The sequence below is a fragment of the Pseudoalteromonas rubra genome (assembly GCF_005887095.1).
GTDB classification, from domain to species: domain Bacteria; phylum Pseudomonadota; class Gammaproteobacteria; order Enterobacterales; family Alteromonadaceae; genus Pseudoalteromonas; species Pseudoalteromonas rubra_E.
Window position 1 is genome coordinate 143,727 of the sequence record NZ_PNCI01000013.1, and the last position, 26,480, is coordinate 170,206.

32 protein-coding genes and 2 tRNA genes are annotated in these 26,480 nt (G+C 45.6%); 24 read left to right on the forward strand and 10 right to left on the reverse strand.

Annotated features, from left to right (window positions below):
• The first annotated feature begins 417 nt into the window (after window positions 1-417).
• The 4 genes from ettA to CWB99_RS06555 all read left to right on the forward strand — a co-directional run bounded on the left by ettA (window position 418) and on the right by CWB99_RS06555 (window position 4,972).
• Window positions 418-2,082, forward strand: a complete 1,665-nt coding sequence (gene ettA / locus CWB99_RS06540) for an energy-dependent translational throttle protein EttA (RefSeq protein WP_138550321.1) — start codon at window positions 418-420, stop codon at window positions 2,080-2,082.
• A 135-nt stretch (window positions 2,083-2,217) separates the two neighbouring features.
• The gene (locus CWB99_RS06545) at window positions 2,218-2,580 is read left to right on the forward strand and encodes a PilZ domain-containing protein (RefSeq protein WP_138550322.1); all 363 of its coding nucleotides are present in this window, start codon (window positions 2,218-2,220) and stop codon (window positions 2,578-2,580) included.
• A 302-nt stretch (window positions 2,581-2,882) separates the two neighbouring features.
• Window positions 2,883-3,854, forward strand: a complete 972-nt coding sequence (locus tag CWB99_RS06550; RefSeq protein WP_249331751.1) for a DMT family transporter — start codon at window positions 2,883-2,885, stop codon at window positions 3,852-3,854.
• Window positions 3,855-3,883: 29 nt separating this feature from the next.
• Entirely contained in the window at window positions 3,884-4,972 is a 1,089-nt protein-coding gene (locus CWB99_RS06555) for an alkene reductase (RefSeq protein ID WP_138550323.1), read from the forward strand.
• 39 nt (window positions 4,973-5,011) lie between these two features.
• Here the strand turns inward: CWB99_RS06555 and CWB99_RS06560 are convergent, their stop codons facing one another.
• A complete protein-coding gene (locus tag CWB99_RS06560; protein WP_138550324.1) occupies window positions 5,012-5,209 on the reverse strand; it encodes a hypothetical protein in 198 nt (65 codons plus the stop codon).
• A gap of 132 nt (window positions 5,210-5,341) precedes the next feature.
• Here CWB99_RS06560 and CWB99_RS23995 point away from each other — a divergent pair, with 132 nt between their 5' ends.
• The 11 genes from CWB99_RS23995 (at window position 5,342) to CWB99_RS06615 (ending at window position 14,964) form a co-directional block, all read left to right on the forward strand.
• Window positions 5,342-5,503, forward strand: a complete 162-nt coding sequence (locus CWB99_RS23995) for a hypothetical protein (protein ID WP_171045273.1) — start codon at window positions 5,342-5,344, stop codon at window positions 5,501-5,503.
• A 378-nt stretch (window positions 5,504-5,881) separates the two neighbouring features.
• Window positions 5,882-6,583: a spondin domain-containing protein gene (locus CWB99_RS06565; RefSeq protein WP_138550325.1), complete on the forward strand. Its 702-nt coding sequence runs from the start codon at window positions 5,882-5,884 to the stop codon at window positions 6,581-6,583.
• Between the two features lie 10 nt (window positions 6,584-6,593).
• The gene (locus CWB99_RS06570) at window positions 6,594-7,370 is read left to right on the forward strand and encodes a spondin domain-containing protein (RefSeq protein ID WP_138550326.1); all 777 of its coding nucleotides are present in this window, start codon (window positions 6,594-6,596) and stop codon (window positions 7,368-7,370) included.
• A gap of 76 nt (window positions 7,371-7,446) precedes the next feature.
• Window positions 7,447-8,172, forward strand: a complete 726-nt coding sequence (locus CWB99_RS06575; RefSeq protein WP_138550327.1) for a response regulator transcription factor — start codon at window positions 7,447-7,449, stop codon at window positions 8,170-8,172.
• On the forward strand, window positions 8,169-9,635 hold the full coding sequence (locus tag CWB99_RS06580) for a sensor histidine kinase (RefSeq protein WP_138550328.1): 1,467 nt from the start codon (window positions 8,169-8,171) through the stop codon (window positions 9,633-9,635). The genes CWB99_RS06575 and CWB99_RS06580 overlap by 4 nt, the downstream gene beginning before the upstream one ends.
• Window positions 9,636-9,918: 283 nt before the next feature.
• On the forward strand, window positions 9,919-10,302 hold the full coding sequence (locus CWB99_RS06585) for a hypothetical protein (protein WP_138686201.1): 384 nt from the start codon (window positions 9,919-9,921) through the stop codon (window positions 10,300-10,302).
• A 1,101-nt stretch (window positions 10,303-11,403) separates the two neighbouring features.
• On the forward strand, window positions 11,404-11,691 hold the full coding sequence (locus CWB99_RS06595) for a hypothetical protein (protein WP_138550330.1): 288 nt from the start codon (window positions 11,404-11,406) through the stop codon (window positions 11,689-11,691).
• Window positions 11,692-12,055: 364 nt separating this feature from the next.
• The gene (locus CWB99_RS06600; RefSeq protein WP_138550331.1) at window positions 12,056-12,589 is read left to right on the forward strand and encodes a shikimate kinase; all 534 of its coding nucleotides are present in this window, start codon (window positions 12,056-12,058) and stop codon (window positions 12,587-12,589) included.
• A gap of 474 nt (window positions 12,590-13,063) precedes the next feature.
• On the forward strand, window positions 13,064-13,594 hold the full coding sequence (locus CWB99_RS06605) for a hypothetical protein (protein WP_138550332.1): 531 nt from the start codon (window positions 13,064-13,066) through the stop codon (window positions 13,592-13,594).
• A 264-nt stretch (window positions 13,595-13,858) separates the two neighbouring features.
• On the forward strand, window positions 13,859-14,269 hold the full coding sequence (locus CWB99_RS06610; RefSeq protein WP_138550333.1) for an LIC_13387 family protein: 411 nt from the start codon (window positions 13,859-13,861) through the stop codon (window positions 14,267-14,269).
• A 26-nt stretch (window positions 14,270-14,295) separates the two neighbouring features.
• Window positions 14,296-14,964 (forward strand): DJ-1/PfpI family protein, encoded by a 669-nt coding sequence (locus CWB99_RS06615; protein WP_138550334.1) that lies wholly within the window; start codon window positions 14,296-14,298, stop codon window positions 14,962-14,964.
• A 15-nt stretch (window positions 14,965-14,979) separates the two neighbouring features.
• Here CWB99_RS06615 and CWB99_RS06620 read toward each other — a convergent pair whose 3' ends face one another.
• The gene (locus CWB99_RS06620) at window positions 14,980-15,528 is read right to left on the reverse strand and encodes a hypothetical protein (RefSeq protein WP_138550335.1); all 549 of its coding nucleotides are present in this window, start codon (window positions 15,526-15,528) and stop codon (window positions 14,980-14,982) included.
• A complete protein-coding gene (locus CWB99_RS06625) occupies window positions 15,528-16,031 on the reverse strand; it encodes an RNA polymerase sigma factor (RefSeq protein WP_171045279.1) in 504 nt (167 codons plus the stop codon). Before CWB99_RS06625 ends, CWB99_RS06620 begins: the two co-directional genes overlap by 1 nt.
• 439 nt (window positions 16,032-16,470) lie before the next feature.
• Here CWB99_RS06625 and CWB99_RS06630 point away from each other — a divergent pair, with 439 nt between their 5' ends.
• Together CWB99_RS06630 and CWB99_RS06635 are read left to right on the forward strand one after the other, a co-directional pair.
• Window positions 16,471-16,725: a hypothetical protein gene (locus CWB99_RS06630; protein WP_138550337.1), complete on the forward strand. Its 255-nt coding sequence runs from the start codon at window positions 16,471-16,473 to the stop codon at window positions 16,723-16,725.
• Window positions 16,726-16,762: 37 nt separating this feature from the next.
• Window positions 16,763-16,990, forward strand: a complete 228-nt coding sequence (locus CWB99_RS06635; RefSeq protein ID WP_138550338.1) for a hypothetical protein — start codon at window positions 16,763-16,765, stop codon at window positions 16,988-16,990.
• A gap of 13 nt (window positions 16,991-17,003) precedes the next feature.
• On the opposite strand, the gene CWB99_RS06640 is transcribed toward CWB99_RS06635, so the two are convergent.
• From CWB99_RS06640 to CWB99_RS06650, 3 genes are all read right to left on the reverse strand, one after another.
• Window positions 17,004-17,621: a LysE family translocator gene (locus tag CWB99_RS06640; RefSeq protein ID WP_138550339.1), complete on the reverse strand. Its 618-nt coding sequence runs from the start codon at window positions 17,619-17,621 to the stop codon at window positions 17,004-17,006.
• Between the two features lie 193 nt (window positions 17,622-17,814).
• On the reverse strand, window positions 17,815-18,312 hold the full coding sequence (locus CWB99_RS06645; RefSeq protein WP_138550340.1) for a WbuC family cupin fold metalloprotein: 498 nt from the start codon (window positions 18,310-18,312) through the stop codon (window positions 17,815-17,817).
• Window positions 18,313-18,412: 100 nt separating this feature from the next.
• A complete protein-coding gene (locus tag CWB99_RS06650) occupies window positions 18,413-19,237 on the reverse strand; it encodes an alpha/beta hydrolase (protein WP_171045280.1) in 825 nt (274 codons plus the stop codon).
• A gap of 278 nt (window positions 19,238-19,515) precedes the next feature.
• Here CWB99_RS06650 and CWB99_RS06655 point away from each other — a divergent pair, with 278 nt between their 5' ends.
• The 3 genes from CWB99_RS06655 (at window position 19,516) to CWB99_RS06665 (ending at window position 21,921) form a co-directional block, all read left to right on the forward strand.
• A complete protein-coding gene (locus CWB99_RS06655; protein WP_138550342.1) occupies window positions 19,516-20,316 on the forward strand; it encodes an ion transporter in 801 nt (266 codons plus the stop codon).
• Between the two features lie 223 nt (window positions 20,317-20,539).
• Window positions 20,540-21,445: a hypothetical protein gene (locus CWB99_RS06660; RefSeq protein WP_138550343.1), complete on the forward strand. Its 906-nt coding sequence runs from the start codon at window positions 20,540-20,542 to the stop codon at window positions 21,443-21,445.
• Between the two features lie 167 nt (window positions 21,446-21,612).
• A complete protein-coding gene (locus tag CWB99_RS06665) occupies window positions 21,613-21,921 on the forward strand; it encodes a hypothetical protein (RefSeq protein WP_054015418.1) in 309 nt (102 codons plus the stop codon).
• Between the two features lie 75 nt (window positions 21,922-21,996).
• Here CWB99_RS06665 and CWB99_RS24000 read toward each other — a convergent pair whose 3' ends face one another.
• Window positions 21,997-22,155 (reverse strand): hypothetical protein, encoded by a 159-nt coding sequence (locus CWB99_RS24000; protein ID WP_171045281.1) that lies wholly within the window; start codon window positions 22,153-22,155, stop codon window positions 21,997-21,999.
• 206 nt (window positions 22,156-22,361) lie between these two features.
• Here CWB99_RS24000 and CWB99_RS06670 point away from each other — a divergent pair, with 206 nt between their 5' ends.
• From CWB99_RS06670 to CWB99_RS06685, 4 genes are all read left to right on the forward strand, one after another.
• Entirely contained in the window at window positions 22,362-23,123 is a 762-nt protein-coding gene (locus CWB99_RS06670; protein WP_171045282.1) for a substrate-binding periplasmic protein, read from the forward strand.
• A 145-nt stretch (window positions 23,124-23,268) separates the two neighbouring features.
• The gene (locus CWB99_RS06675; protein WP_138550345.1) at window positions 23,269-23,772 is read left to right on the forward strand and encodes an RNA methyltransferase; all 504 of its coding nucleotides are present in this window, start codon (window positions 23,269-23,271) and stop codon (window positions 23,770-23,772) included.
• A 663-nt stretch (window positions 23,773-24,435) separates the two neighbouring features.
• A complete protein-coding gene (locus CWB99_RS06680; protein WP_138550346.1) occupies window positions 24,436-24,750 on the forward strand; it encodes a DUF6172 family protein in 315 nt (104 codons plus the stop codon).
• A gap of 356 nt (window positions 24,751-25,106) precedes the next feature.
• Window positions 25,107-25,421: a hypothetical protein gene (locus CWB99_RS06685; RefSeq protein ID WP_138550347.1), complete on the forward strand. Its 315-nt coding sequence runs from the start codon at window positions 25,107-25,109 to the stop codon at window positions 25,419-25,421.
• 75 nt (window positions 25,422-25,496) lie between these two features.
• Here CWB99_RS06685 and CWB99_RS06690 read toward each other — a convergent pair whose 3' ends face one another.
• The 3 genes from CWB99_RS06690 to CWB99_RS06705 all read right to left on the reverse strand — a co-directional run bounded on the left by CWB99_RS06690 (window position 25,497) and on the right by CWB99_RS06705 (window position 26,433).
• Window positions 25,497-25,892 (reverse strand): hypothetical protein, encoded by a 396-nt coding sequence (locus CWB99_RS06690; RefSeq protein WP_138550348.1) that lies wholly within the window; start codon window positions 25,890-25,892, stop codon window positions 25,497-25,499.
• 355 nt (window positions 25,893-26,247) lie between these two features.
• A tRNA-Asp gene (locus tag CWB99_RS06700) sits at window positions 26,248-26,324 on the reverse strand.
• A 32-nt stretch (window positions 26,325-26,356) separates the two neighbouring features.
• A tRNA-Asp gene (locus CWB99_RS06705) sits at window positions 26,357-26,433 on the reverse strand.
• Between the last annotated feature and the right edge of the window lie 47 nt (window positions 26,434-26,480).

Below are 26,480 nucleotides of genomic sequence, written 5' to 3' on the forward strand. Positions count from 1 at the left end.
TATTTGTGGTCATTGAATTAAGCTGATGCGTCAGTGAATCAGGTAGGCTGTTCACTCACTCCATGTAACATCCGCTGTTATAAGTGTGCTGGCACAGAGACTGAAGGAAAGTGCGCTGATGCAAAAATCGCATCACATGTTTACAACTCCATGTCGTAGCTTTATCAAGCTTAGGGTTATAATACCTTTTTCATCGGTCCAAAACAGGTCAAAAATGCCCTAACAATTATAAAGTTAAAATTTAGCTCAGATTCTTATCGAGACTCACTTGCGGATAATGATGAAAGAAAAAAAGGTTAACAATTGTAAATTTATAAAAGGCATTCTTCACAAAATAGCTTGTGCACCAGACAAACATTGCCCCAGTGCACGGCATTCACTAAAATAACCACATCTAAACAAAGAGAAGCAAAATTCATGGCTCAATATATCTATACAATGTCGCGGGTGAGCAAAGTAGTGCCACCCAAACGCACAATCCTAAAAGATATTTCTCTGTGCTTTTTTCCGGGTGCCAAAATCGGTGTGCTTGGTCTGAACGGTGCAGGTAAATCGACCCTGCTGCGCATTATGGCTGGGGTAGATACCGAGTTTGAAGGGGAAGCACGTCCACAGCCAGGTACAAAAATCGGTTACCTGCCACAGGAGCCGGTACTGGATGAAAGTAAAACGGTCCGTGAAACCATTGAAGAAGCAGTGGGTGAAGTAAAACGCGCACTGAGCCGTCTGGATGAGGTATACGCTGAGTATGCAATGGAAGACGCCGACTTTGATGCACTGGCCAAAGAACAAGGTGAGCTGGAAGCAATTATCCAGGCACATGATGGCCACAATCTGGACAACGCATTAGAGCGTGCAGCCGATGCACTGCGTCTGCCTGAGTGGGATGCCAAAATTGAGCATCTGTCTGGGGGTGAGCGTCGTCGGGTTGCGATTTGTCGTCTGTTACTTGAAAAACCAGACATGCTGCTACTGGATGAACCGACCAACCACCTGGATGCAGAGTCGGTTGCCTGGTTAGAACGCTTCTTACACGATTACGAAGGTACCGTGGTTGCCATTACCCACGACCGTTACTTCCTTGATAACGTTGCAGGTTGGATCCTCGAGCTGGACCGTGGCCATGGTATTCCGTGGGAAGGTAACTACTCTTCATGGCTGGAGCAAAAAGATGCCCGTCTGAAGCAAGAAGAAAAGTCTGAAAAAGCACGCCAAAAGTCGATTGAGAAAGAACTTGAGTGGGTTCGCTCAAACCCCAAAGGTCGTCAGGCTAAATCTAAAGCCCGTATGGCACAGTTTAGCGAGCTACAGCAGTCGGATTACCAGAAGCGTAACGAAACCAACGAGCTGTTTATTCCACCAGGACCGCGTCTGGGCGATCAGGTCATTGAAGTGAACAACCTGACCAAGAGCTTTGGCGATCGCGTACTGATCGACAACTTAAGTTTTTCGGTGCCAAAAGGCGCAATCGTTGGGATTATTGGTGCCAACGGTGCCGGTAAGTCGACTCTGTTCAGAATGTTAAGCGGACAACACCAACCAGACAGTGGTGAAATTGTACTGGGTGAAACCGTGGAACTGGCCACTGTTGAGCAGTTCCGTGATGATATGGATGGCAATAACACCGTATTCCAGGAAGTATCAGACGGTCAGGACATCCTGAAAATTGGTAACTTTGAAGTACCCAGCCGTGCCTATGTGGGCCGCTTTAACTTTAAGGGCAACGACCAGCAGAAGTTCGTAAAAGAGCTCTCAGGTGGTGAGCGCAACAGACTACACCTGGCTAAGCTACTCAAAGCTGGTGGTAACGTGATCCTGCTGGATGAGCCTACCAACGACCTCGACGTAGAAACGCTGCGTGCACTGGAAAACGCCATTTTGGAATTCCCGGGCTGCGTTATGTGTATTTCGCACGACCGTTGGTTCCTTGACCGTATTGCGACGCATATTCTGGATTACCGCGACGAAGGTCAGGTGAACTTCTTCGACGGTAACTACACCGAATACGAAGAGTGGCTGAAAAAGACCTATGGTGCAGAAGCCGCGGAGCCTAAGCGCATCAAGTACAAGAAAATTGGTTAATCACCAGTAATACCGGATAAAAGCCCTGATTTTCAGGGCTTTTTTATGTTTGATTTAAACCAGAAATTAGCCCGTGAAGTGGAGACTCGGCAAAAAACTGGCTAAGCTATAGATAAACAAGCTAAGAGAAGACTAATGAAAGAACGTAGACGATTTTCACGCGTACTGTTTTCTAACCCGGCCGTACTCATGACCGCCAGTGGAGACTATAAGTGCGAAGTGATCGACCTGTCACTGAATGGCGCCCTGCTGACTTTGCCAGTGGGATATGTGCCCCTCAAAGATGAGCCCGCCAGCTTGCGCTTTGCCTTACCACAAAGTGACATACAGATTGCAATGGAAGTGCAGATCCGTCACATCGAAGAAGGCCACCTTGGTGTACATTGCAGCCAGATTGATCTCGACAGTGTGACCCATTTGAAGCGACTGATTGAGCTGAATCTGGGTGATGATGATGTATTACACCGAGATTTGGAACAGCTGATCCTGCACGACTAAGCCTCACTGCCTGTGCATCTGCCCTGTCACTGACCATGGACGGGGCTCTGCCTTTTGCCATTCCCCACAACGCCGTTACCTCAATGATCCGTACCTTTGCGTAGTCGACACACAGACCCTCTGCGACCCTTATACCAATTTCACTTGATACCTGTTCAATTTGATAATTATTAAAATAATTAGGGTGAGCTTATGATACCCAAATAACTTCACATAAAGATACTTGACAAAGAGATTTATTGCCAATAATCTTCATGTGAAGATTAATCAAAGCAAGATAGTTTTTAAAACGGAGAACCGCGGTGAACAGACTCATTGAATTGATCAGATCAGCGATGCCACGGCAGCGCAGGTGTGAAGGACACACCATAGGGTGGTTGCTCGTGGCGATGGTTGCCCCTGTAATTTGGGGGAGCACGTATGTCGTCACCACAGAGATGTTGCCTGCTGATAAACCTTTAATGGCGGCGGTATTCAGGGCACTGCCCGCGGGCCTGTTACTGCTGCTATTTACCCCTGCTTTGCCTCAGGGCCGCTGGTGGCTGCGCACACTCACCCTTGGGATATTAAACATTGGCGGATTTTTTTATTGCCTGTTTGTGGCGGCTTACCTGCTCCCGGGAGGCGTGGCAGCACTGGTGATGTCGAGTCAGCCTGTCCTGGTTATGATATTGAGTGTGCTGATTCTCAAAGAGTCTCTTAAGCTCCATCAGTTCTTTGCTTGCCTGACAGGCATTGCAGGTCTGTCAATTTTGGTTCTCGAACCCAGTATGGTGCTGCCTGCAAAGGGCGTACTGGCTGGGCTGGCTGGTGCAGCGTCGATGGCTACTGGCCTGGTGCTGAGCAAAAAATGGGGAAAACCAGAGGGGGTGTCTGTTGCTACATTCACAGGCTGGCAGCTGACAGTTGGAGGATTCTTTTTACTGCCGTTTGGGCTCATTCAGGAAGGCTTACCTACCGTATTAACCGGGAATAACCTGCTGGGATATGGGTATCTGAGCCTGGTCGGCGCGCTGCTGGCTTATCTGATATGGTTCAAAGCCATTGAACAATTGCCCGTGGTCAGCGTGTCTTTTGTGTCGTTTGCCAGCCCGCTGAGTGCGGCACTATTAGGGTATTTCATGCTTGATGAAACCCTGACACCCAACCAATTGGTCGGCGCCGGCGCCATTGTGCTGGCCATCGTTATCTCTCAGCGACTCACTGTTACACACTCGAAGGCTGGGTGCTCAAACGCCAAACTCCACAGTCAGTTAAGTACCAAACCATCTTAATACTTTTCGCAAAATTTAAGGAAAATACTATGCACACTTTATTTGAACCTGTTCAGTACGGCAGCATCGCTACATCTAACCGATTTGTAATGGCCCCTATGAGCCGTAACCGCGCCACAGAACAAGGCCACGCAACGGCGCTGATGGCAACCTATTACGGTCAACGCGCGAGTGCCGGGTTGATCATCTCTGAAGGCATACAGCCCAGCCAGGTTGGTCAGGGTTATATGAATTCGCCAGGACTGCACACGCTGCAGCAGGCAAAAAGCTGGTTGCAAGTAACCGATTCGGTTCACGCACAAGGGGGCAAAATTGTTGCACAACTCATGCACTGCGGCCGCATAGGCCACCCCAGCCTGTATCCCAGTGCACACCAGTCTGTCGCCCCCAGTGCCATTACTGCGCAGGGTCAGACGTATACGCCGGATGGTATGAAAGACTTTGCTCCACCCCGGGCGCTCGCTATGGATGAAATCCAAAGCACAATTTCAGACTACGTACAAGCAGCCAGATACGCCATTATGGGAGGCTTTGACGGTGTCGAAATCCACGCTGGTAATGGGTTTCTGCCGCACCAGTTTCTGGCCAACAATACCAATCTGCGACAAGACAACTATGGTGGCAGCATTGAAAATCGAACGCGTTTTACGCTGGAGATAGTCGCGGCAGTCTCAGACGCCATTGGCGCCGATTGCATCGGCTTGCGTATTTCGCCTCACAATACCTTCAACGATATCGCCGAAACGGACAGCGAACAGTTATACAGCGCGCTGATTCAAGCACTGCCCACCGAGCTGGCTTATCTACACATTATGGAAGCTGCATGCCGTGAAACCAGTGATGCAATACGTCGATTATGGAAAGGGGCATTGATCCTGAACCCACATAACCACTGGGAAGACGGGCCTGTCACGCCAGCAATTGCAGACAAAGTATTGCAACAAGATCTGTGCGATGGAGTGAGTCTGGGTGCTTTATTTGTCGCAAATCCGGACCTGGTAGACAGAGCCAGGCTGAACGCACCTTTAAACAATATGGATGACAGCACCCTGTACGGCGGTGGCGCCAAGGGTTACACGGATTACCCGACACTGAACGAAGTCGCCCAGGCGGTATAAAAAAAGGGGTGAGTAGTCACCCCTTCTTATATAAACCTGTTAGTTACATCCATCCCAGGTCTGGCAACGACGTTGTGTCAGACAGTCTGCGTCCCACGTCATGCAATAGTACTTTTGCTCTGTCCAGCAAGCGTAGTAAGAGCCTGCGCCACCAGCGACATTCGGTGTTTGGCCTTCCAGTGTTTTGCCGGAGAAGGTTAAACGTTTGAGCTGTTTTTTATTTAGATTAAGTTTCATCACAGTTTCCTTGTAGTTGTTTCAGGTAATACCAACCACAGCCTATCACAGATAAATTAATTAAATATTTTACTTTGTTTTCACACTTGTCCTATGTTAGCTTGATTACCGTAACAAACAAAGGAGATAACTATGTTACTAAAACTAAAAAAGAAACCAATGAAAGCCCTATCTAACGACAAAGCGGGCGTACCTGCAAACATGACACCACAAGTTGCTGGTGGTGTAGAGCAAACTTACTACTGCTGGTCAGATCATCGCTGCCCAGGCACACAAACTTCTTGGTTGTGCTAATCACCCAGTGAAGTTTAAGCCCGCTGAACGAATCACCTATCAGGCGGGCTTATCAGGCAGTTTGATTTTAAACATTTTTTACCCAGTACTTATTCAAACACTCCCCTCTGTCCACAAATTTTATTCTACTTAATGTAAGAATATGCACCCAGCAGGCTTGAGTGCATCTGCCCGACATAGTTTCTTATACATACCACTAATTTATCGTTTTTACTTATCCACCGACTAAGGCTCAAATTTCAATCGAAAATCAGCCTAAAAACCAGGCCAGACAGAAAAGTCACAACATTGTGATGGTTTTGTGATAATTCCGGGAGCGATTTTCCATAATTTGCCTGCATGCTTGTCAGGGTCAAATCCAAACAACAAGAGTAAATTATGAAAACACGCATCATCCCCCTCATCACAGGTATTTTACTGGCATCTGGCACAGCCAGCGCAGCTTCTCTGGACGTTAAGATCACTAACCTGACACAAGGGATTTACTTTACTCCCTTACTGGTGAGTGCCCATACCAGCAACGCCATGTTATTCCAAACTGGAGAGCAAGCGTCTGAAGCACTTCAGGCGATGGCCGAAGGTGGCTCACTAACCGGTCTGAGCGAGATACTGACGGGTGTCAATGCCAACACCATGGAAAACCCGGCTGGAGGTCTGCTCGGACCGGTTGCTTCAACAATGACCAGTCTGGAAACCGATGCCGGAAACGACCGCCTGTCTATCGTCGCCATGATGCTGCCTACTAACGACGGTTTCGTTGGTCTCAATAGCTGGCCCATTCCAACTACACCAGGCACATATCATATCTACCTGAATGCCTACGATGCCGGAACAGAAGCAAACAATGAGTTGGTGGTGGATGGCTCTGGCGCACCCAACACCCCAGGGATCCCCGCATCTCCGGGCGCTGCTCCAGGTACTCAGGGCAGCGGTGTGACGGAAACTGAAAGTAACACGCTTGTTCATATTCATCGCGGCAATTTAGGTGACGACGACACAACAGGCGGTAAAAGCGATTTGCACAATACGGTTCACCGCTGGTTAAACCCGGTTGCTAAAGTGACTGTAACAGTTAAGTAAGGGGTCCATTATGAAACTATTCAGACTTACCCTGCCCGCAGCCTGCTTAGTATTAGCGGCCTGTGGCAGTGACAATGACGACCCTATGCCGACTACGATGCCGGATGAAGATATGCAAATGGTCGATGACCCTGCACCCGTTGACCCAGTAGATCCGGTTGATCCGGTCGACCCGGTTGACCCAACCCCGACAACCATCGAGTTAGTGGTCACGGCAACAAACCTGACCTATGCACAACCCTTGTCTCCCATCGCAGTTGCACTGCACCAGGAAGGACAATTCTGGCAAGTGGGTGAACCGGCCAGCAATGCACTGGAGGTACTGGCTGAGGGCGGCGATAACAGCGACCTGCTTGCACTCGGTGTTGTACAAAGTAAGGCCAGTGCAACCGCCCCCTTACCACCCGGACAAAAAACCCAGCTGACGCTGACCCATGACTCGCTTGACGGACAAAAGTTATCTCTGATCTCCATGATGGTGAATACAAATGATGGCTTTACCGGTCTTAATGGTTTGGATGTGTCTGCAATGACAGTGGGTCAAGCCATGACGTTCACGACACATGCCTACGACGCGGGCACAGAGGCCAATACAGAAGCTCAGGGCACCATACCCGGCCCGGCGGATGGTGGCACCGGATTTAGTGCCGACAGAGAAGCGTTAAACAAGGTGGCTATGCACCCTGGTGTGGTTGGAATGGATGATGGACTGACAACATCTGTATTGACGAGCAGTCATAAATTCGACAACCCGCTGATGACGGTTACCATTACAAGAACCAAGTAGTCTCCGAGCCGCTCCGTAACCGTTGCGGTTGCGGAGCGCGAACAGCCGGTGTCAGCCACCGGTGCGGAGACCTGCTATGCAGCAAAAAGTGCTTATCGTTGAAGACGATGCCGATATTGCCGATCTATTGCGCGTTCATCTGAACGAGTTGGATCTCGACGTAGAACATCTTGCCAGTGGAGATCGGGTTATGCCACATCTGAGCAATCATCATTATGCCATCGTCATACTCGATATCATGCTGCCCGAAGTCGATGGCCTGACCTTGTGCCGGGAGATCAAAACACGCTATCCCAAAGTCAGTGTGATCATGATGACGTCGAAAAGCAGTGAAATGGACCGCATTATTGGCCTTGAAATGGGGGCCGACGACTATATCTGCAAGCCCTTTAGTTACCGGGAATTTCAGGCCAGAGTTAAGGCTCAACTCAGACACATTAAACTGTTATGCGAACCACAACAACAAGCGGCAACAACTCCCAGCCCGGTGGTGATTGGCCAACTACATATCGACCCGCATTTTCATGAACTGACTTTACAGCAAACCCCCGTAGACCTTACTGCCACAGAGTTTGATTTAGTGTTGTTTTTTGCCCGCCACCCCAACCAGGTGTTTTCCCGGGCTCAGCTTTTGGAGTCGGTGTGGGGCTATGATCATCTGGGCTATGAACACACTGTCAATTCCCATATTAACCGCATTCGCAACAAGTTTGAGCAAATTACCGAGCATACGATCATAGAAACCGTATGGGGTGTGGGCTACAAACTTAATGCCAAACCGCTACAGCAGGAAATGCAATGACTCTCTCTCTTTATCACCGCCTCGCACTGACAATCACAGCCGTTTTTATGCTTATCGTGTCGGTGTTTGTCTGGTGGACCCAGAATCTGTCATCGGTTTCACGTGCACAGGCAGAGCAACAACTGCATATTGGGCTTGCTGAGCATCTGGCACAGGATAACCCGCTACTCCAGCAAGGAGTCTACGACTATAAGGCGCTGGAGAACCTGTTTCATACCCTGATGGTGTTGGGCCCGGCATTTGAATTCTATTTTGTTGATCCCAGCGGCAAGCTGCTGACCTACTCTGCCAAACCAGGCGAGGTAAAACGCGAGTCGATTAATTTAAGCCCGCTGGTACAGCTAATCAACGCCCCCGCCAGACTCCCGGTGTATGGCGATGATCCACGCGCTCTAACAGGGCAAAAGATCTTTTCTGTTGCACCTGTGTATAACGAACAAAAGTTGCAGGGATATCTGTACGTTATTATTGGCTCGTCGATTTATGACTCGATTGTGGCGCAGCTCAACAGTTCTGATCAACTGGTAAAACAGGCAGTATGGCTGGGTGTCTTTTTACTGCTTTTATTTATCACCCTGCTGTTGCTGTTCCGTTTTATGACCAAACCTTTGAAGCGTTTGAATCAATATATTCGCACCGTTGAGGCGCATAAATTTGATATTGAACAAGCCCCCCTGCTTGAGTGGCAGCAACAGGATAATGAAATCCATCAGCTGGGCAACGGCATCAACACCATGCTGCACACCATCAATCTGCAGATGTCCCAACTGACAGCGGTGGATGAGCAACGCCGCCAGCTGCTGGCGCATCTGTCACATGACTTGCGCACCCCATTAGCCTCTTTACAGGGCTATCTCGAACTGGTTGAGCGAGGATCTGCAGCAACCGGCGACATGCAGCGTTACATGGAGATTGCCCTGAAAAACTGCTCACAACTGAAAAATCTCATCGACCAGATCTTCGAGCTGGCACATCTGGAATCCGGACATACTCAGGTGCATTTTGAGGTCTTTAATATGGGTGAACTCATTTACGATGTGCTCGCCAAGTTTGCCCTCAAAGCCCAGCAGGCTGAGATCACCCTGCGCGTCACCCCCACGGAATGTGACTATGTGGTGTACTCAGACATCGCCAAACTAGAACGCGTACTGAGTAACTTAATAGAGAATGCACTGCGTCACACCCCGGCTGGTGGCATTATCTCTATTGCCGTAAATCCCAAGGATGGCGGTTACGATATTGCAGTTCAGGACACAGGAGTTGGGATCAGTCCCAAAGAGCTGCCCTATATTTTTGAAGCGCGCTATCAGGCCAGCAACAGCAAAGGCTGCAAAAAAACCCATGCAGGCCTTGGCCTGGCCATAACCGCCAGACTATTAAAACTGCTCAAGTCAGAAATCAAGGTAAACAGCCAACTTGGTCAGGGCAGCGAATTTGTATTTCAGATAAGAGGCGCCGAGTGATAATTCACTTGGCCTTTCGATAATCTCTGCACCCGGATTTTTAGCCTGGACCATTTGAACAGTGCGGACAAACTCAAAAGTGCCAAGCAGCTACGTATCTGCACTGGGCTGGGTGTGTTAATAAATCTTCCCTCCCACCTTACTCAGCCTCAATGTTGTAAATTAGTTATTAAATAGTTATTATCCTTCAATTTCAATCAAAGGTACTAGATAAGTATCCATTGAGCAGGAATAAGGAACCGTGACTGTGAGGGACAGGCCACACATGATAACCGGGGACGACTTGAAGAGCATGCGTCTTCTGGCCGGGAAAACACAACAGCACATGGCTGAGTTAGTCGACATTTCCAGAAAATGGCTTACTAAATTCAATGTTAACAAAGTACATGAAGTGCACCTGACTCATGCTGAAGGTATTATCGCGGGCATCTACCGTGTTATCACCATCGTAATGTGGCTTGCACTAGCAGAAAATATACTCCGGAATTTGGCACAGCTTGGGGTAGACAAAGAAATAGCCGATATGTTTTATAACTGGACCTTCATTTACTACAACTATGAACTATTTATCTATCCATTGAGAGCCATAATCTGCGGTCTTGTGCTTTCCCTGTTAATAGTCTCCAGTATCGATACCGAACGTTTAGAAAAGAATCAAACGTCTTAATACCTCAAGCGAGTATTGCAAAGATCTTTATAACTTATTGTCACAAGTCTCCACACGCTAGCCAAACCAGACGATCGGGCTTGGTTAGCTCATAAATATTGTTTCAGTTTTATCGGAGGTGCTTAAGGACACTCGCTCCGTAAGCGTGCGGCTAACTACACCTAAAAGCCAACATGCCAAGGCAGTAAACTGTCGATGTCGCGCTGTGGCTTAGCTGATTTGTTTAAGCAATGCATCACGTTTTTTTGCAGAACATCCTCCCTTAAATTGTCGTGCAGATGGGGGATGTCAATCATCCAAGTACACAACTATTAATTTAGGGACAATTTTTTCTGAACATATCGTGTACTATGGTGTCGTCACGCATGGTGTTATTATCTAATTCGTTTTTAACGAAATGAATTAGTTCAAACAATACCGTGTGAGTCCATCACATTGATTTTAGTTATGAATATCTGGGGACTTCTCAGAATTCGGTGTTATGTGTTTACGTAAAAATCTAAGTTAAGGAGATCTTTTTGGGTATCAGTGTTTGGCAGTTACTAATAACTCCTGTGTTACTTAGTATTACAATTTTGCCAGTCTTAATGGCTTTATTTTCGAAACAAACTTCCAGGACCCAAAAAATTGTATGGTGTTTACTCTCCTTTATGTTTTCATGGGTTGGATATCTATCTTATTACTTTTTAGTGGTAAGAAGTCTTGGCAAAGACAATACATAAATTTTCACCAATGAAAAAAGTTCTGGTTTCAATTTTTTCTACATTGCTATGTGTTCTGGTTTGTATTGATGCCAAATGGTTACTGTGGTTTGGATCATGACAAAGCTTTGACTGTCATTCAAGATTACTTTGGCAATGGCTACGCCCCATCGCCTCATTATATAGAAAAGCCCTATTCATCCTTTTTGGTATATTGGCCTTTGATTATAGGTTTTATATTTCTGGCGGTTATTGGCTTGTACACTTATGCTTTTGTTCGCAACATGATGTTTTCAGATAAAAATAAAAGCTAATCCTGGTGTAAGGGACGCTGGCAACAAGTTACCAAAACGCGTACATTATCCCAAAGTTGCTAACCGTTATGTTTCTGGAAATATTTATGAAGAGGCGCTTTAGAAGCCAATTAGACTTTCTTTCTGTTATCACTATATCCGCCACTCTGGGGTTTGGGGCTGGCTTGCTCGGCGCGGTTTTAGTTTTTATCACGGCAATGCAATCAGGACAGCCTGAACAGGTAATAATGGGTTTAGTGGTTACTCCTATCACCTCAGCACTTGGCGGTGCTTTGTCTGGAATGCTCGGATTTCCATTTTACTATTGGTACTCAAATAAGATTAGCGGTCAAAAAATATCAGGTAAGTTCGCTGAAATACCTGATGGAGATTGAGCTTACACGGGCTTAAAACCTTTGGCTTGAAAATTTTTTCAAGTTGAGCCTGCCCGAGCAAAGCACACACGTTTTGAGGTGGGTGCCCCGAGGCGCACTGAAGCGCTTTATAAGCATTCCCTCCAGCAAATTCGATACTGGATATACAAACAGAAACTTAAGCGTTGTTCAATAACATTATTCGGCCCGATTCGTTCAAATTTCACATATCTGTGACTTTGTCAGTTGGAACAGGTTGTTTACTTTAATTTCTCACTTTAAGGTCATAGTGTTATGTGATAACGTCAAATGCATCAATTTATGTTCCGACATGTCAGGGCAGAATGAATGGTTATGTACTAGGGCTAAAAAATCAGGTCAGGCGATGAAAAGAATCAATGTAATAGGAACTAGTGGTAGTGGAAAAAGTACTTTCAGCCGCATGCTTGCGAGTGAGCTCAATTATCCTTATTTAGAAATGGATGCCATATTCTGGAAGCCTAATTGGCAAGAGTCTTCAGATGAAGAGTTCTTTTCAAACTTGGCTGACTGGTTAAGTGGCGAACATTGGGTTCTTGATGGCAATTACAGCCGTACTTCAGAAATTAAATGGGGTAGAGTCGATACCATCATTTGGGTTGATTATTCTTTTGCAAGGACACTATTTCAAGCCGTGAAAAGGGCTTTTATCCGTATTGTGACAAAGAAGGAATTATGGGGTAAAACAGGTAATGTGGAATCGTTCAGAAAGTGCTTTCTAAGCAAAAAATCGATCATCCTTTGGACATTGCAAACATACAGCTACAATCGAGTTCGCTACGCCGAATTACTTAACGACCCCAAATACAGTCATATCAAGTTCGTAAGGATAACAAGCCCCAAAAAGGCACAGACGTTCATAGACGAGTTACGCACATAACAAGAGGCTTTGGCGTCAACAACTAAATTTCAGCATTTGGTGCTTCCCACACTGTTCCGCCTCTGAGCATCGAGTTCAGGTAACGACCCCCTTTCAAACACAGGCAACTGAAAAGCGTTTTTGAAGGTATCCACCCTAAAATTGTCGTGCAGATGGGGGATGTCAAACATCCAATTACACAACTATTAATTTAGGGACAATTTTTTCTGAACATATCGTGTACTATGGTGGCGTCACACATGGTGTTGCTATCTAATTAGCTTTTAGCGCAGTAAATTAAAACAATGCCGTACGTGTCCATCACATGACTCTTTTGGAAACTGGTTTGGCTTGAACGACGAGGTTGCTGGTGATAGGTTATTGCTCTCTACATTGATAAATGTTCGAGCACAATAGATTTTGCTGTTTCAGGAATTGGCATAGTTCTGCGTTCTCATCAAAACTAAAGCGTTAGATGCTCAAAGGAGTTAAGCAATGAAGTTAGTTATGGTTTTTGGCCCATCAGGGATCGGAAAAGAAACGATAGCCTGTAATTTGGCCGCAAAAAAAGATTGGCATGTTTTTCCTCAGCATCTGGCATTCGATATTGCTAGTGCTGTCGTTGGCTTTGGGAATAACGGATTCGAAAAATATCAAAGGGATGTTTGTCTACAGGCAATTAAAACACTTCACGCCAGAAACACCAAAGGAGTAGTGGTTACTTTCTGCTACGTGACAAAAGCTAGCGACTTTTTTATTGAAGGTCTGCTATCACTACTACACGAATTAGATATATCAGCAGAGTTTGTCCGTATAAAATGCGACTTAGATCAACATATACAAAGGGTTACAAGCACAGGACGAAAAAACACGAATAAAATTCAGACTAAAGAACATCTATTGGATTATTTAAAACGCTTTGATTTTGGCGAATCCATTCCCGGCACAAGCTCCATATCCTTAGACACAACACAAATGTCAGCTGAAGAGTCAGCAAGTGCAATTGCAAGCAAACTACGTATCTAACAGACGTTTTTAGAAGACACCTGCCCTAAGATTAGAGAGCTAATGAGTGCGTTACCGATGCCCCGCAACATACCTATAGATTTGTGACAATTTTTTCTTGGTATATCCTGTAGGATAATGGTATCACGCATAGTGTTGTAAAGTTATTTTTTGCCGAAGTAAATCTCGCCAAAACAATGCAGTGCGTGTCCATCACATAACTTTAAATCTAATTTCTGGGGATGCCTCAGAGTGAGGCGCGACGCGCCAGGGAAACAACACATTATGGAAAAAACATTATTCATTGTAGGTGCTTCCATTTTTGGCCTTCTGGGGTTGATCCACCTGGTTTATACCTTCTTCTCTAAAAAGTTCGACCCCTACAACCTGGCTGTGAAAGAAGCTATGCTTAATACCTCTCCCAGAATCACAAAACAAACCAATATGTGGCAAGCCTGGGTCGGGTTTAACGCGAGCCATAGCCTTGGTGCGTTGTTATTTGCAGCCTTTTACATTCCTCTATGCATCAACCACTTTGATGTTGTCGCGGGCACTATCTGGTTTTCAGCTCTGCCATCGGTTGTAGGTGTTGGTTACCTCCTGTTGGCAAAAAAATATTGGTTTAAAGTACCCTTCACGGGTATTTTAATCGCTTCGGCTTGCTTTGTAGTCGCGGCATGGTTAGTCAACACCTAACCAAGCACCGCAAGGGAGCATGCAGTATGTATAAAGTCGGAATTGTTTTGTTTGATGATTTCACGGATGTGGACTTCTTTCTTATGTATGACTTGCTTGGCCGAGCAGCCGATAGCTGGATGGTTAGCATACTTGGTACCAAGCCTGAACATCACTCTCACCTTGGTATAACAGTCAAAACGGACGGACACGTTTCAGCAGTGGCGGAGCAAGATGCCGTACTTATCACAAGCGGCAAGCGCGGTATTCCAGCGGCCATGAAGAATGCCGCGTTTATGTCGGCATTGAACCTTGACCCTAAAAAGCAGCTTATTGGTTCGATTTGTGCGGGTTCATTCATCCTTCATGAGCTCGGTTTACTGAAGGGCAAGCCTTTGACAACAAACCCAGATGCTAAGACTGCCCTGCAAAGTTTGGGCGGAGATGTTCAGGACACACCACTCGTCATAGATGGTAATATAGCAACTGCCGGTGGCTGCCTTTCGTTGATGTATTTAATTGGTTGGCTGGCAGAGCGGCTGTTTGACTCAAACAAGCGAAAAGCCATACAAAATCAATTGATACCCGCTGGACAGCTAGCCTTGTTTGAAGCGCTGATAGCCACAACGATTCAATCGGCAGAGCTGGCGAATTCACACAATAACCACACCAAGCTTGTAAGTGATTTCAGAACAGAGAACATGCAATTTAATTGAAAAAACACAGAGTAATTACTCACTCAGTGTTTTCAATACCTGCCGTGCCCGGCGTTTTTTGGCCTTAAAAACAGATAACAGGACAGCCACTACCAGCAAGCCTAACAGGCTATTAGGCAAAAATATCGAGCTCATCGCGTACTGAACCAGAATCAAAAACACAAGTGCCAGCGCAAATAGCAAAGTGGCTTTTATGCTTAGATCCCAGCGCCAGAGCTCCTGTCTGAGCAGCTGCTGATGCGCCTCCAGCGACTGTGAGAGCTGCTGATTTTTTAATATGCGTAAACTGGTCAAGCGACTTCTATTCACCAGTGCATACATGCTCGCGCCCCAAACGCAGCCAAAACCAAGCCAAAGTTGAGTGATTAAAGGTCCACTCTCCTGTAGTGCCTGGACAAACCAAGCGCTCACTAACAACATGATAAGTGTTTCAAGAGCGATACCAAAAAAGAGTCGAAGCTGCTGCTTTTTATGACGCTGAATGCACTTTTCCAATGCTGGTGGTGGGGATGCAGGCGTCGACTGCCAAAGCTGCGCCAAATCCGAAAAGTCATGATTATCCATTAGTTTTTCTCCATTAATTGCTCTGTGAGTTGCGCTTTGGCACGATGCAGCCGGATCCCGACGTTAGCTTCGCTGATCCCCAGCACATCACTGATCTCAGCCGTATCAATTCCTTCCAGTTTTAGCATCATCACCTGCCTGTGACTCAAAGGCAGCTGCTGAATAGCCCTTTCCAGCCGCTGTTGTTGTTGCTGTTGTTGCATGTTTACTTCTGGTGAATCAGCGCTATGAGCCTGCTCCTCAACCAATTCATCTTCCTTTTGTCTGCTGTACTTGCGAATATGATCAACCGCTACATTGTGGATCACCCGATACACATAAGTGTTTAACTTACATTGCCCATCAAAGTTACCCAGCGCCCGCCAAAGCGCAAAGGCCATATCCTGAGACAACTCCTCACACAACGCCGAGCGCTGCTCATAACCTTTCGCCGCACGCCTGATCTGCGGCCAAAACGTCTCAACAATGTGCGACCTGTCCAGCTCCTTGATGTGCTCAGTCACTGATACTGCTCCACTCACTATAAACTAGCCTATACTAGTCGATATGATCTGACATTTATTACAGCCAGCCGGTTTTTAAAAACAGTACCCTAGCAAACATCAACTCCCATCACTTTACTGAACAGGGCCAGATTGCGAACAGATGTTCCCAGCACACAGTCAGATACAAGGCAAAAAACAGCATTTTAAGACTTTTCATAACGATTCCTGATATTGATTATGCTCTGTTAGTCGGCGCAGGTTTACCTTTATTACAGACAATTCGAATTGTTTTCATTCTCAGCCATTAGAAAACTAGAAGAACAATTAAAACTACTTAAAAATCATAGTAATAAAACAAAAGTTCCAGAATAGATAAAACATTTGTAAAAACGACCCGCGTGCTGCGACTAACCCCAACGAAACACAAATTCACTCACATAATATTAAGGAGATACTTATGCTGACCATATTAAAAGCAAATAAAAAACGTGCCTTAATCACCATTTGGACAAGCATTGCTCTGGGCTGGATAGTGATGCTTTCGGTCCTGTTTATCAGTGATGTCCAAGCAGTCAGGCTCGCAGCGGTGACAAGCGTTGCGTTGGCGACAGAGGCGGCTATCTGGCTGAGTGCCTTATTAATGGGTCTGGCTCTGGCACAGGGCAGAAAGGCCATAGTAAGAAATGTGCTACGACTTATTAAAAAACGCTAATCAGTCATCACAGATGACCTATCAACAGGAAAAAACAATGCAAATACCAGAAAGAATAAATAAAAGCCAAACCCAGCTGCTTGCGATTGTGTGGTTAGTTACCGTACTTTGTCTGATCAATATGGCGCTGATCCTCGCATTTACCCCATTTATGATTTTTAAATTCAGTGCAACATTGCTGGCCGTTGGGGTCGCTGAGCTGGCCATCTTCATGACCAAACGCTCAGTTAAATCTAAGCGCCTGGACGCCTATTTTAGTATTTGATTTTTATGATGAATTAAGACTGCCTGCTAAACAGTAAATTTATTCCAGATACCGCCAGAAATGCCGCGCATGCCCGATTGAAACGCTTCACCATGTGCGGCTTAGAAAACCATTGCCTCAGATATAGGCCAAACAGGGCATAGATAGAAATAGCGCATAACTCAAGTACCAGGAAAGCGCAGCCTAAAGAGAACAGCTGCTCTCGCACATTTCCTGTATTATCAACAAATTGAGGTAAAAATGCGGTAAAAATCAAAATCGCTTTTGGGTTACCCGCCGCCAGCAGGAACTCTTGTCTTGCCAATCCAAAGCGACTCTTTTCCCGGCTCACTTCAGCCAACGGACTGACTTCTGATCGCCAAAGTGCAACGGCAAGCCAGAGCAAATAAGCGGCCCCCGCCACTTTAATGGTAAAGAACAGGGTTTCAGAAGCATACAAAACCACGGCCAGACCAGACGCCACCAGAGCTATCATGATTGCAAAAGCGGCTATCCGTCCACCACCTGCAATAACCGCTGTTCTGAACCCGTAACAACGCGCATTATTCATACTCAATAAATTATTAGGGCCTGGCGCCATATTGAGGGCAAAACAGGCAGGAATAAAGAATAGTAGCTGCCACAATGTCATGTTATCTCCTTGAGTGGGTGTACCGAGGGGGGAAGTCTCACCTCTGCCTTTGTGCCTCTGATATCTTCATTTTATCTGCCAGACGTATCCAATACGCAAGCGCTACATTGATTGTCTGTTATCCATTAAGTGAAGATGTTTCACGATTGTATAAACCAACTTGCATTGTCAGATTTAGTGATACACGCCCGACTTAATATTGAGCCAATTTGTATGATTGACCCAGGGAAGCCGTGTCCACCCAATCTAAAAAGTGCGCAACCTGTGCACTGCCCTCTGCAGGCGCCCACTGGGCAAAATCACTTGTTACTGAAGGCGTGTATGGACCTTCTTTGACTTCAAAAATAACGGCATGGTCAGTTATTGGGTATACCATATGCCATGTATCGGGCTGGACTTCAATTCCGCTGAGGGCATCGTCCGGGCTCAGTACAAACTTTTCCAGTATTACGCCTTCATTATTGAAGACAACAAACATAACACTGCCTCTGAGTGCCAGTAATAGCTCCCACTTATTGCATTGAGGGTGATGATGTGGACGAACGTAAGTGCCTTTTTTCAATGCAATTGCTAATCTTTGCACAGGCTCATCCAAAGCCTGATGTAAATTATAATGACTGCGTTTTCTGGGGCTTTCATCAGCCTTGAGAATTAATTGTTCACAAAACGCATTATCTAATCTTATACTCATATCTAGTTCTATTTAAATCATAATCTTAAAATGAAATTATGGCGCATTTATATGCCCGTTCGACATAATGAACTGACAGCGACTTGGTCCTTACATCTGGTTACTCGCGATACAAAGTAGTGAGCACTTCATCCACCGAGTGTGCAACCACTGGAATATGCTCTTGTTCATACTCTAGGTAAGTAAGATCCAGCTGTGAGAAGTTTGCGCGTTCAAGCCAGTCGTCGAATTTACGCACATAGACGACATTGCCAACTCGGCCATTGGCACCAACCAAAATAGTGCGGCTCTTTAATGTCTGGTTTAGCAACCGCCTGTCATCAACCATCTGTGAGGTCAATTCGGTATGCGCCCAGAAGCTGCCATCAATTGACACATGGCGACGAAAGAATGGCTGATGAGGGTCATCCATTAGCAAAACCAGACCAACAAACAAACCGGTATTAGAATGTCCCATAATTGTCCGATCAGCTTGATTGACTGGATATTGGGTTTCTATATACGGCGCGAGCTCATTACTAATAAAAGCAAAATAATCTGCCGCCAGAGGCCACTGTGAGTAGCTCTCTCTATGTTGATATCCTTCATCTACGTAATTTTCTACACCGACCAGGATCACTTCCATCTTATTTTTATCCAGGCTGTCGGCAATCGTTTCAAAACGCCACTCAGCATCCAACGTATAAATCACAGGATACGTTTTGTTGGCGGTACGATTTTGTGGCAGATAAATTTTTAACGGATACGACACCCCTGTATAAGTCGAGGAAATCGCGTCAAGTTGCAGTCGCTCGCCGGGCATAAAAGGTTGAGCTGGCAAGTACTGCTGCGTCGTACCAGAGTCAGAGCTACCACCACAGGCAACCAAACTCATTGCCAAACTACAGAGGAAAATGCGCGTAACCATTTTAAGTAGTGAGTTCATGGAATAAACCATCCTGTTTAAATTAACCGTCGCGGTACAAGCGGTTTATAATAACTGAGTTACCGATGGATTGTTATATCTTGTATGCTGAAGAAGCAGCTATTCATGTATTCATATCAAACCAGTCAACAAGCACATACATTGATTTCAATTGGGTAAAAATACTCTCTGAACCGTTTGCCCTGCTATTTTTATGCGTTCTCAACAACCAGAAGCCTTGAAAAAATCGCTTTTTCCCGACATCATAATTTACTTTTAAAATTACCTAAAAAAGAACCATGACAACCTCTACTCCCTTTATGTCGAAACTGACGGACCTCGTCGAAGCCAAGTGGTTTCAGAACTTTCTGATTGCAGTCATTTTATTTAATGCCATGACCTTAGGTCTGGAGACCACTCAGTTTGGTAAAGACAATGCCACCATCTTGCATAAAATCGATTTTGTAATTCTGATGATTTTTACCATAGAGCTAGTGCTTAAGCTGGTGGTATACCGCCTTAAGTTTTTCAAGTCGGGCTGGAACTGGTTTGATTTAATTATTGTTGCCGTTTCCTGGGTTCCTTCCAGTGGTCCACTATCGGTATTGCGTGCGTTCCGTATTCTGCGGGTTTTACGGTTGTTTTCTATTGTTCCACAAATGCGCCGGGTTATTGGTGCACTGGGCCACTCACTGCCAGGAATGGCGTCAGTCATAGGCGTACTGGGGATCGTATTTTACGTCTCTGCGGTACTAACGACAAAACTGTTTGGCCAGCACCCGGATCCAAATATGCAGGAGTGGTTTGGCAGCATCGGGGCATCTGCTTATACCCTGTTCCAGGTTATGACTTTAGAGAGCTGGTCTATGGGTATTGTGCGTCCGACGATGGAGCTGTTTCCGCAATCCTGGTTGTTCTTCGTGCCCTTTATCATTATTACCAGCTTTGCGGTTCTGAACCTGTTTATTGGTATCATAGTTGACGCCATGCAGGTAATGCATGAAGAAGAAGGAAAACCAGATCAAGTACTGGCAACACGTGAAGACATTGAGCGCGTTGAAGCCAAGTTAGACGCGCTGTTGAATCAGCAAAAAGACTAAATATGTTAAAGCTTGCCGCTGGATGACTCCAACCCACAGCGGCAAGCCATTGCCACTTTTCTCGCTCATTCAACTCACCCCTTATCCATAAAAACCTCGTTACTGCACGGCAGCAGCTTCATTACACCCTTTAATTTATGGAATGCAACTTGCTTTACTTGATCAGGTAGTACAAGTGCCGGAACACTTGTCGTTAACTCAAACATCATCAAAGGAGCTGAACATGCAAGTTACATCCAACCCGTATCCGGTGAACAACGCATATCAGAAACCCACTAAAGCGACACAAAACACAGGTTATGTACAGCAGCAGATCGAACAACACTCGAAGCAGGTAAGTACACCACAAAATGGCTTTGATGTGCGCGGTAAGGTCAATCTTGTCTATTTGCTTAAGCCGCAAGACCTTACCGAGTTTTCGGGTGAGCGTAATTTTCTGGCCGACTTACATGCCGCCTCTAAAACTCCGCAAGAGCTGGAGCAACAATATATTCAAAATGGGCTGCAACGAGATGTGGGCGCCATTATCTTTGTGGAAGGTAAAGCGGTCGCGTCCCAAGATTATGACGGTGCCATATACGGTCAGGGTCCTGAGGCCGATATTTTCAGCCAGGCCGGTAATGATCCAGAAAGAATAAAACAGCTCGTTGCCCAACACTTCCCCGATGCCCACGTCGAATTTTACGCACAAGGTAAAGGGCCAACCAATGCCGAAGTGTTTGAACTACGCTATGGCGAATCCTATGAAGACTTTGTGCATGAACAGGTACAAAGCTATAATGACCAGTATCTGACCGACCAAATTGCAGCTGAAGAACACTACCGCAGAAAGCTGATGTTTGAACAAACGCCACAGACCAGTGTATACAGCGTTGATGGCCAGGTTGTGGCAAGCAGAGATGAAAAAGGCTTTGTCGACGCTGGTCAATCCCTGCTAGACGTAGCGGATGCACGAGGCATAGAAAGAGAAATACTTAAAGAGCTATTCAGATACTCGCCCGAGCGCTCGCCTGAAGATTATCAAGCCCTGTTGCACGACGTATTTGGTAAAGGGGTTGAACTTACAGGCTATAGTACAGCACAGGCCCCTACCAGAGCAGAAGTGTATAAAATGGCTAAAACAGGCTAAGTACCTCTGAACACTTCCGGTTATTAATTATACCGATATCGGACATTTATCACACAACTCTCATATTAACTGTTATGCTTCCTCAGCTTACTTCCACTTCCTATCTCTATAAGGTACTGGGTATAATTCGACGTAACAGTCTTATATTCATAAAACTTGGAAACTCCATGAAAAAGCTCTCTAAAGTCCAGCAAAAACAGCAGGCGCTGGTGCTCAGCGTTGCCGATGCAATCGAAGAACAGGCGCGTGCGCAAATCCCCGGTATGGTGCAGTGCTGGTTTGATGTGGAATATCACTTGTTCCCGGGTTCACTGCTGCTGTGCTTTCAGTTTGAAGAGCAAGCCGCACTGGATGCTGCCAAACCAGACTTATTAAAGTGGCAAAAGCGCCTGAGCGCCGCAATGCTGAAAAAAGGAGTGATCCTCAAAGATATGCGTAAACACTTAACCTTTACTTTAGACGGGCCAGAAGACTAAGTTTTAGAGTTATAAAAGACAGGTTGGAATGACAGGAGCAAGGTCAATGCTTGTCCATGCTCCCTTTTTCAAATTTTATTTTTGTTCGCACTGATCTTGATGACCACCAGTATGACATCCGCACATTGTGCTGCAATAACCCGTTGCACCTGCAACGTGCAAGGTTTGGTTTTTATCTAGCGCACTATCTTGAGAAAGTTTCTTCAATTTTGATTTGTTAAGTGACAACTTCATAATATTTCCTTTAGTTTAGGTTTGTGAACACTCACATCAACAATATCCCCATATTAGGCACATACCAACTTAGTGCGATTTTTCTTTGTCAGGTCGTAACAAATAAGACCCCGTAGAATATACAAACCGAAGCAATATCAATACTCGATGCAACAGCCATAGAAGTGGCCTAAACGTGAAGAACAGTGGTCTTTTGGAATATGTTGATGCGACTTCCAGCCCTATTACTTTGCCTCTTTTGTACTGGCCAAAATCCTGCTCATACTCAACCACTGCTGATCAATAGCCCTGACTGGCGTCCTTATTTTACTTATGATGATACCGCCACAGGTTATGCCAAAGAGTTACTCAAGTACCTATTAGAAGATAATGGTTACGCCTACCATTTTGTTCCGTTACCCATAAAGCGCGGGAATCAGTATATTAAAATGGGCAAACTGGATGTGTCGGTATTGTCGTATCGCCCCGAGCGCGTCCAGTTTGTGAGTTATGCTGATTTTCCTTTGTATAGTGTTTCACTTAGGTTTGTGTCACGACCGGAACACGCTCACATCCAGCATGTAAACGACATTTCCCCATTGCGATTTGAGTTTGTTCGAGGCGTTTCATACACAAAAGAGATCAGAGAAACAGCCAATGCACTTGAAAGGGATGTGTATACCTCAGTGACCCTAGAACATGCCCTGAAAAAGATCATTGCAAACAGAAGTGATATTACCGCAGCCTCAACACATACCTTGATCTCGGAGTTAAAAGCACTTGGATATCCGGATACGCTCACGATAGGCGCTTATATCATCCAAGAAAAGGCCTATTATATTGCTGTGTCGAAGCAATCTAAGGTGCTTCCCGACCCAGCAACCTTTTTTGAAAAGATGCAAGCGTCACTCAATAAAGCCAGACAAGAAGGCGTAATTGGTAGGCTATCAGCCAAGTATGGGCTTAATCTGGATAACTTAAGTCATTGAAAATGCAATGGCGACATTAACCACTCACACTGGCTGGCACAAAATCATCCACATGATACAATCGCGCGTCAGATCTTTAGGTAGCTTTGCTGCTTGTGTACTAAGAGTTTGGTAGCCTCGCTGCCGTATATTGAGAGTGAAAAGTATGAGTGAATCGTTTGTCGCGATTGGGCTGGTCAACCCTAAATCGCCAACTAACGTGGGGGGCGTGTTAAGAGCTGCGGGTTGCTATAATGCACAAGCAGTTTATTTTAATGGTAATCGCTACGCAAAGGCCGCCAAATACCATACCGACACCAAAAATATCGCCGGTAATATTCCCATTCAACAGGTAGATGATCTCTCCAGCTTAAAAGTACCAGGCCGCGCGCTTATCTGTATCGAGCTGGTGGAAGGCGCAACACCACTGCCGCAATTTGTTCACCCCGATAATGCAATTTACGTTTTTGGTCCCGAAGATGGTAGCCTGCCACAAGACATTGTGGATGCCGCTGATGCCGTGGTGTATGTGCCAACGACCGGCTGCATGAATCTCGCCGCGACGGTTAATGTACTGCTTTATGACCGCATGGCAAAACGCGCAACTGAATTTGATGCAGGCCAGATCCTAACCAGTCGGGACACCAATAATCGCCTGGTAGTGGGATAGGTTTACCGGCTGACAGATGTGATGTAAGCGGTCTGCATGGATATTATAACTCTGACGTACTTTACACATGCGAGTAAGCTTGGTGCGGCAATCATGGGCGGAGGGTATGGCAGGCGCTTTCTATTGTGCTGTGAGAGTGGTGAATGTGAGTACTAAAGCCGCTCAGGCTGCGGCTTTACTTGCGTGTGGCAGGCTGGCACGTTGTTGCTGTGTGCCAGCTATTGAGGTTCCTTTATGCACAGCGCACGACTCATCTCTGTAAACACTCGTCCTTAATAACTAATCAGTATAGTGCTGTTCCCATAGTTTATTGCTGAAGCGATTGCCTGGATCTATTTTCTTTTTTAAAGCAAAAACGTACAAAAAGTCAGGGTATTACCTTCACTTTTTACTGTGCTCGCTGTACTTGAAAGGGAAATATTTTCGGCGTTTGCTCTCATCGGGCGTAGGCCAATATAACCTTAAAAGTGCAAGAGTAACAAAATAAATATCAGGATCTGGGTAGTACATACATCTACTCCCTCGCCAGCTCGCAGAATATAACGTAAAATAGCGTATTACATTTCTATATTTATCCAGATATAAGCTTTACGCTTGATAAGTACACATTCCCTACTCAGGCATGCTTTTTGCCGATTGAGTAATTCCTGCTTGAAGGCAACTATGAAGAAAACATTTGAACTAACTCACCCTAAAATCAAACTTGCACGACGCGTTGACGCCGTAAAGCATGAGCTTAAAAAATATCTCAAGCGCGAGCGTAACAAGACGTTGCCCGCAGGCGCGGATTATTGGGACTTTGACTGCCAGTTTGGCAACACAGAAGCAGAAGCTGAACCAGTGCATGTCTCACAACTGAACAAGTTGATCGACAAGACGCAAGAAGAAAACCTCACTTCTTTCTATGTAGAGATTATGGCAAAACCAGCCGTCAGGCAAGCGCATAATTCGTCTGACGATGAGTCAGAGGATTACTAAACCTAGTCTCTGGTTTACCTGTCCTGCTCCACGACCTGTCTTGCTGAATCAAGTTCTGCAAGACAGTTCCAAATTAAGCCTTTCACTGGACTTGGCCAGTACCGCCATTAATAAAACCGGATCCGATCAAAGGACACCGGCAAGCACACAGATTGCTAAGTACCATCACGGCTTGACCGCAATCCAGAATCAAATCGCCATACAAGCAAAAAATTGACACTTATGATGGTGCCCTCTCAAAAAAATGCGAAATTTCTTTTAAAGGTCAAACACTTAGATTAAAACCATAACAACTCATAAATCTGGTTTAAAAAATGCATCAGAAGTTCAAATGCCATTTTAAGAACGTCACCAATATGAATAAAAGCGCTAATACAGTTTACGTGTTGAGTGGATACGCCAAATGCTCGACCACTCAACAGGGCAAGTACAAGCTAGGCAACAAGCACCCTATCGGCCTGCTTACAACCGATAAAAATTATCAAGAGAACATCGGTCAGCTCAAGACTTTCATTAAAGATTTAGGCTGGGAATCTATTATGTTTTGCATGGTTGAAGAGGTCGATGATATTAACACTCTATCGAATGATGTTTTGATATCTAGTTTTCTTCGCGCTCAGAAAAATGGCCAGTCATTGGTGGTCAATGATCACCCTATTAGCGTGCATTAAAGCTCAAAGCATAAATCGAAGCGGGGTCGGGCCAAGGACTGCGAATCCGACTCGAAGGACCGGGGCCGGTTAAGTTTATTTCTGAACTATATTTACCTTAAAGTCACCGACCCACTTAACTATGAGTTCGATACTTTTAAATTTGTCATCGAATTTACCAGTACTCTTCAGGAAGCTTTCAGTAATTGCGATTGGAGCGAGTGGATGGCATGACGGTGCATCTTTCCAGGATCGATTATCAGCACTGTATTTGGCCGATATGTTAACTTCCTTTTCCCCCTCTTTATCCGTCTTATCTCTGACGTATGTGAACTTCAAAACTTCCCACCTTTCATTTGCTGGGAGGTTTTCTGTGTAGCACTCCATCATAACTTGCGCATATTCTAAATCCGTTTTTGGATCTAAATTCTCCGCAAGCGCATCAGCTGAAAGCACGGAAGTCAAACATGCCATTAGTAACTTGAGTCTCATCGAAAGTCAGCCTTTTAGATCTAAAACCTTCTTACCGCCCAAGATGTCGGGATGTCAGCCGACGATACAGGCGATACTTTACCGAACCATCATTCCATCGAATACACATAAAGTAAACAGGACAACGCAGTGGTTTGGTGTCTTTGGGCAACACATAATACCAATTTCACTTAATACCTGTTCAATTTGAAGGAGCAAATATGCCGCTAACGGTGCTATCGGTTTAATCTGATAAGCTAACCGCATTATTGGGGTAGTGAATATGATATAGATTAGGCGCTTTGATTAAACGACTCGGAAATTAGACTAATATGAAGGCTTATAAGCAAGGATATAACTGAATTACTACATGAAATGGCGGAGTGGACGGGACTCGAACCCGCGACCCCCGGCGTGACAGGCCGGTATTCTAACCAACTGAACTACCACTCCGCAGTGGTATGACTTTTTATGCTTATATCAAATGGCGGAGTGGACGGGACTCGAACCCGCGACCCCCGGCGTGACAGGCCGGTATTCTAACCAACTGAACTACCACTCCGCAGAGATATAATGCAATTTTTTACTCGTTAAAATGTTGGCGGAGTG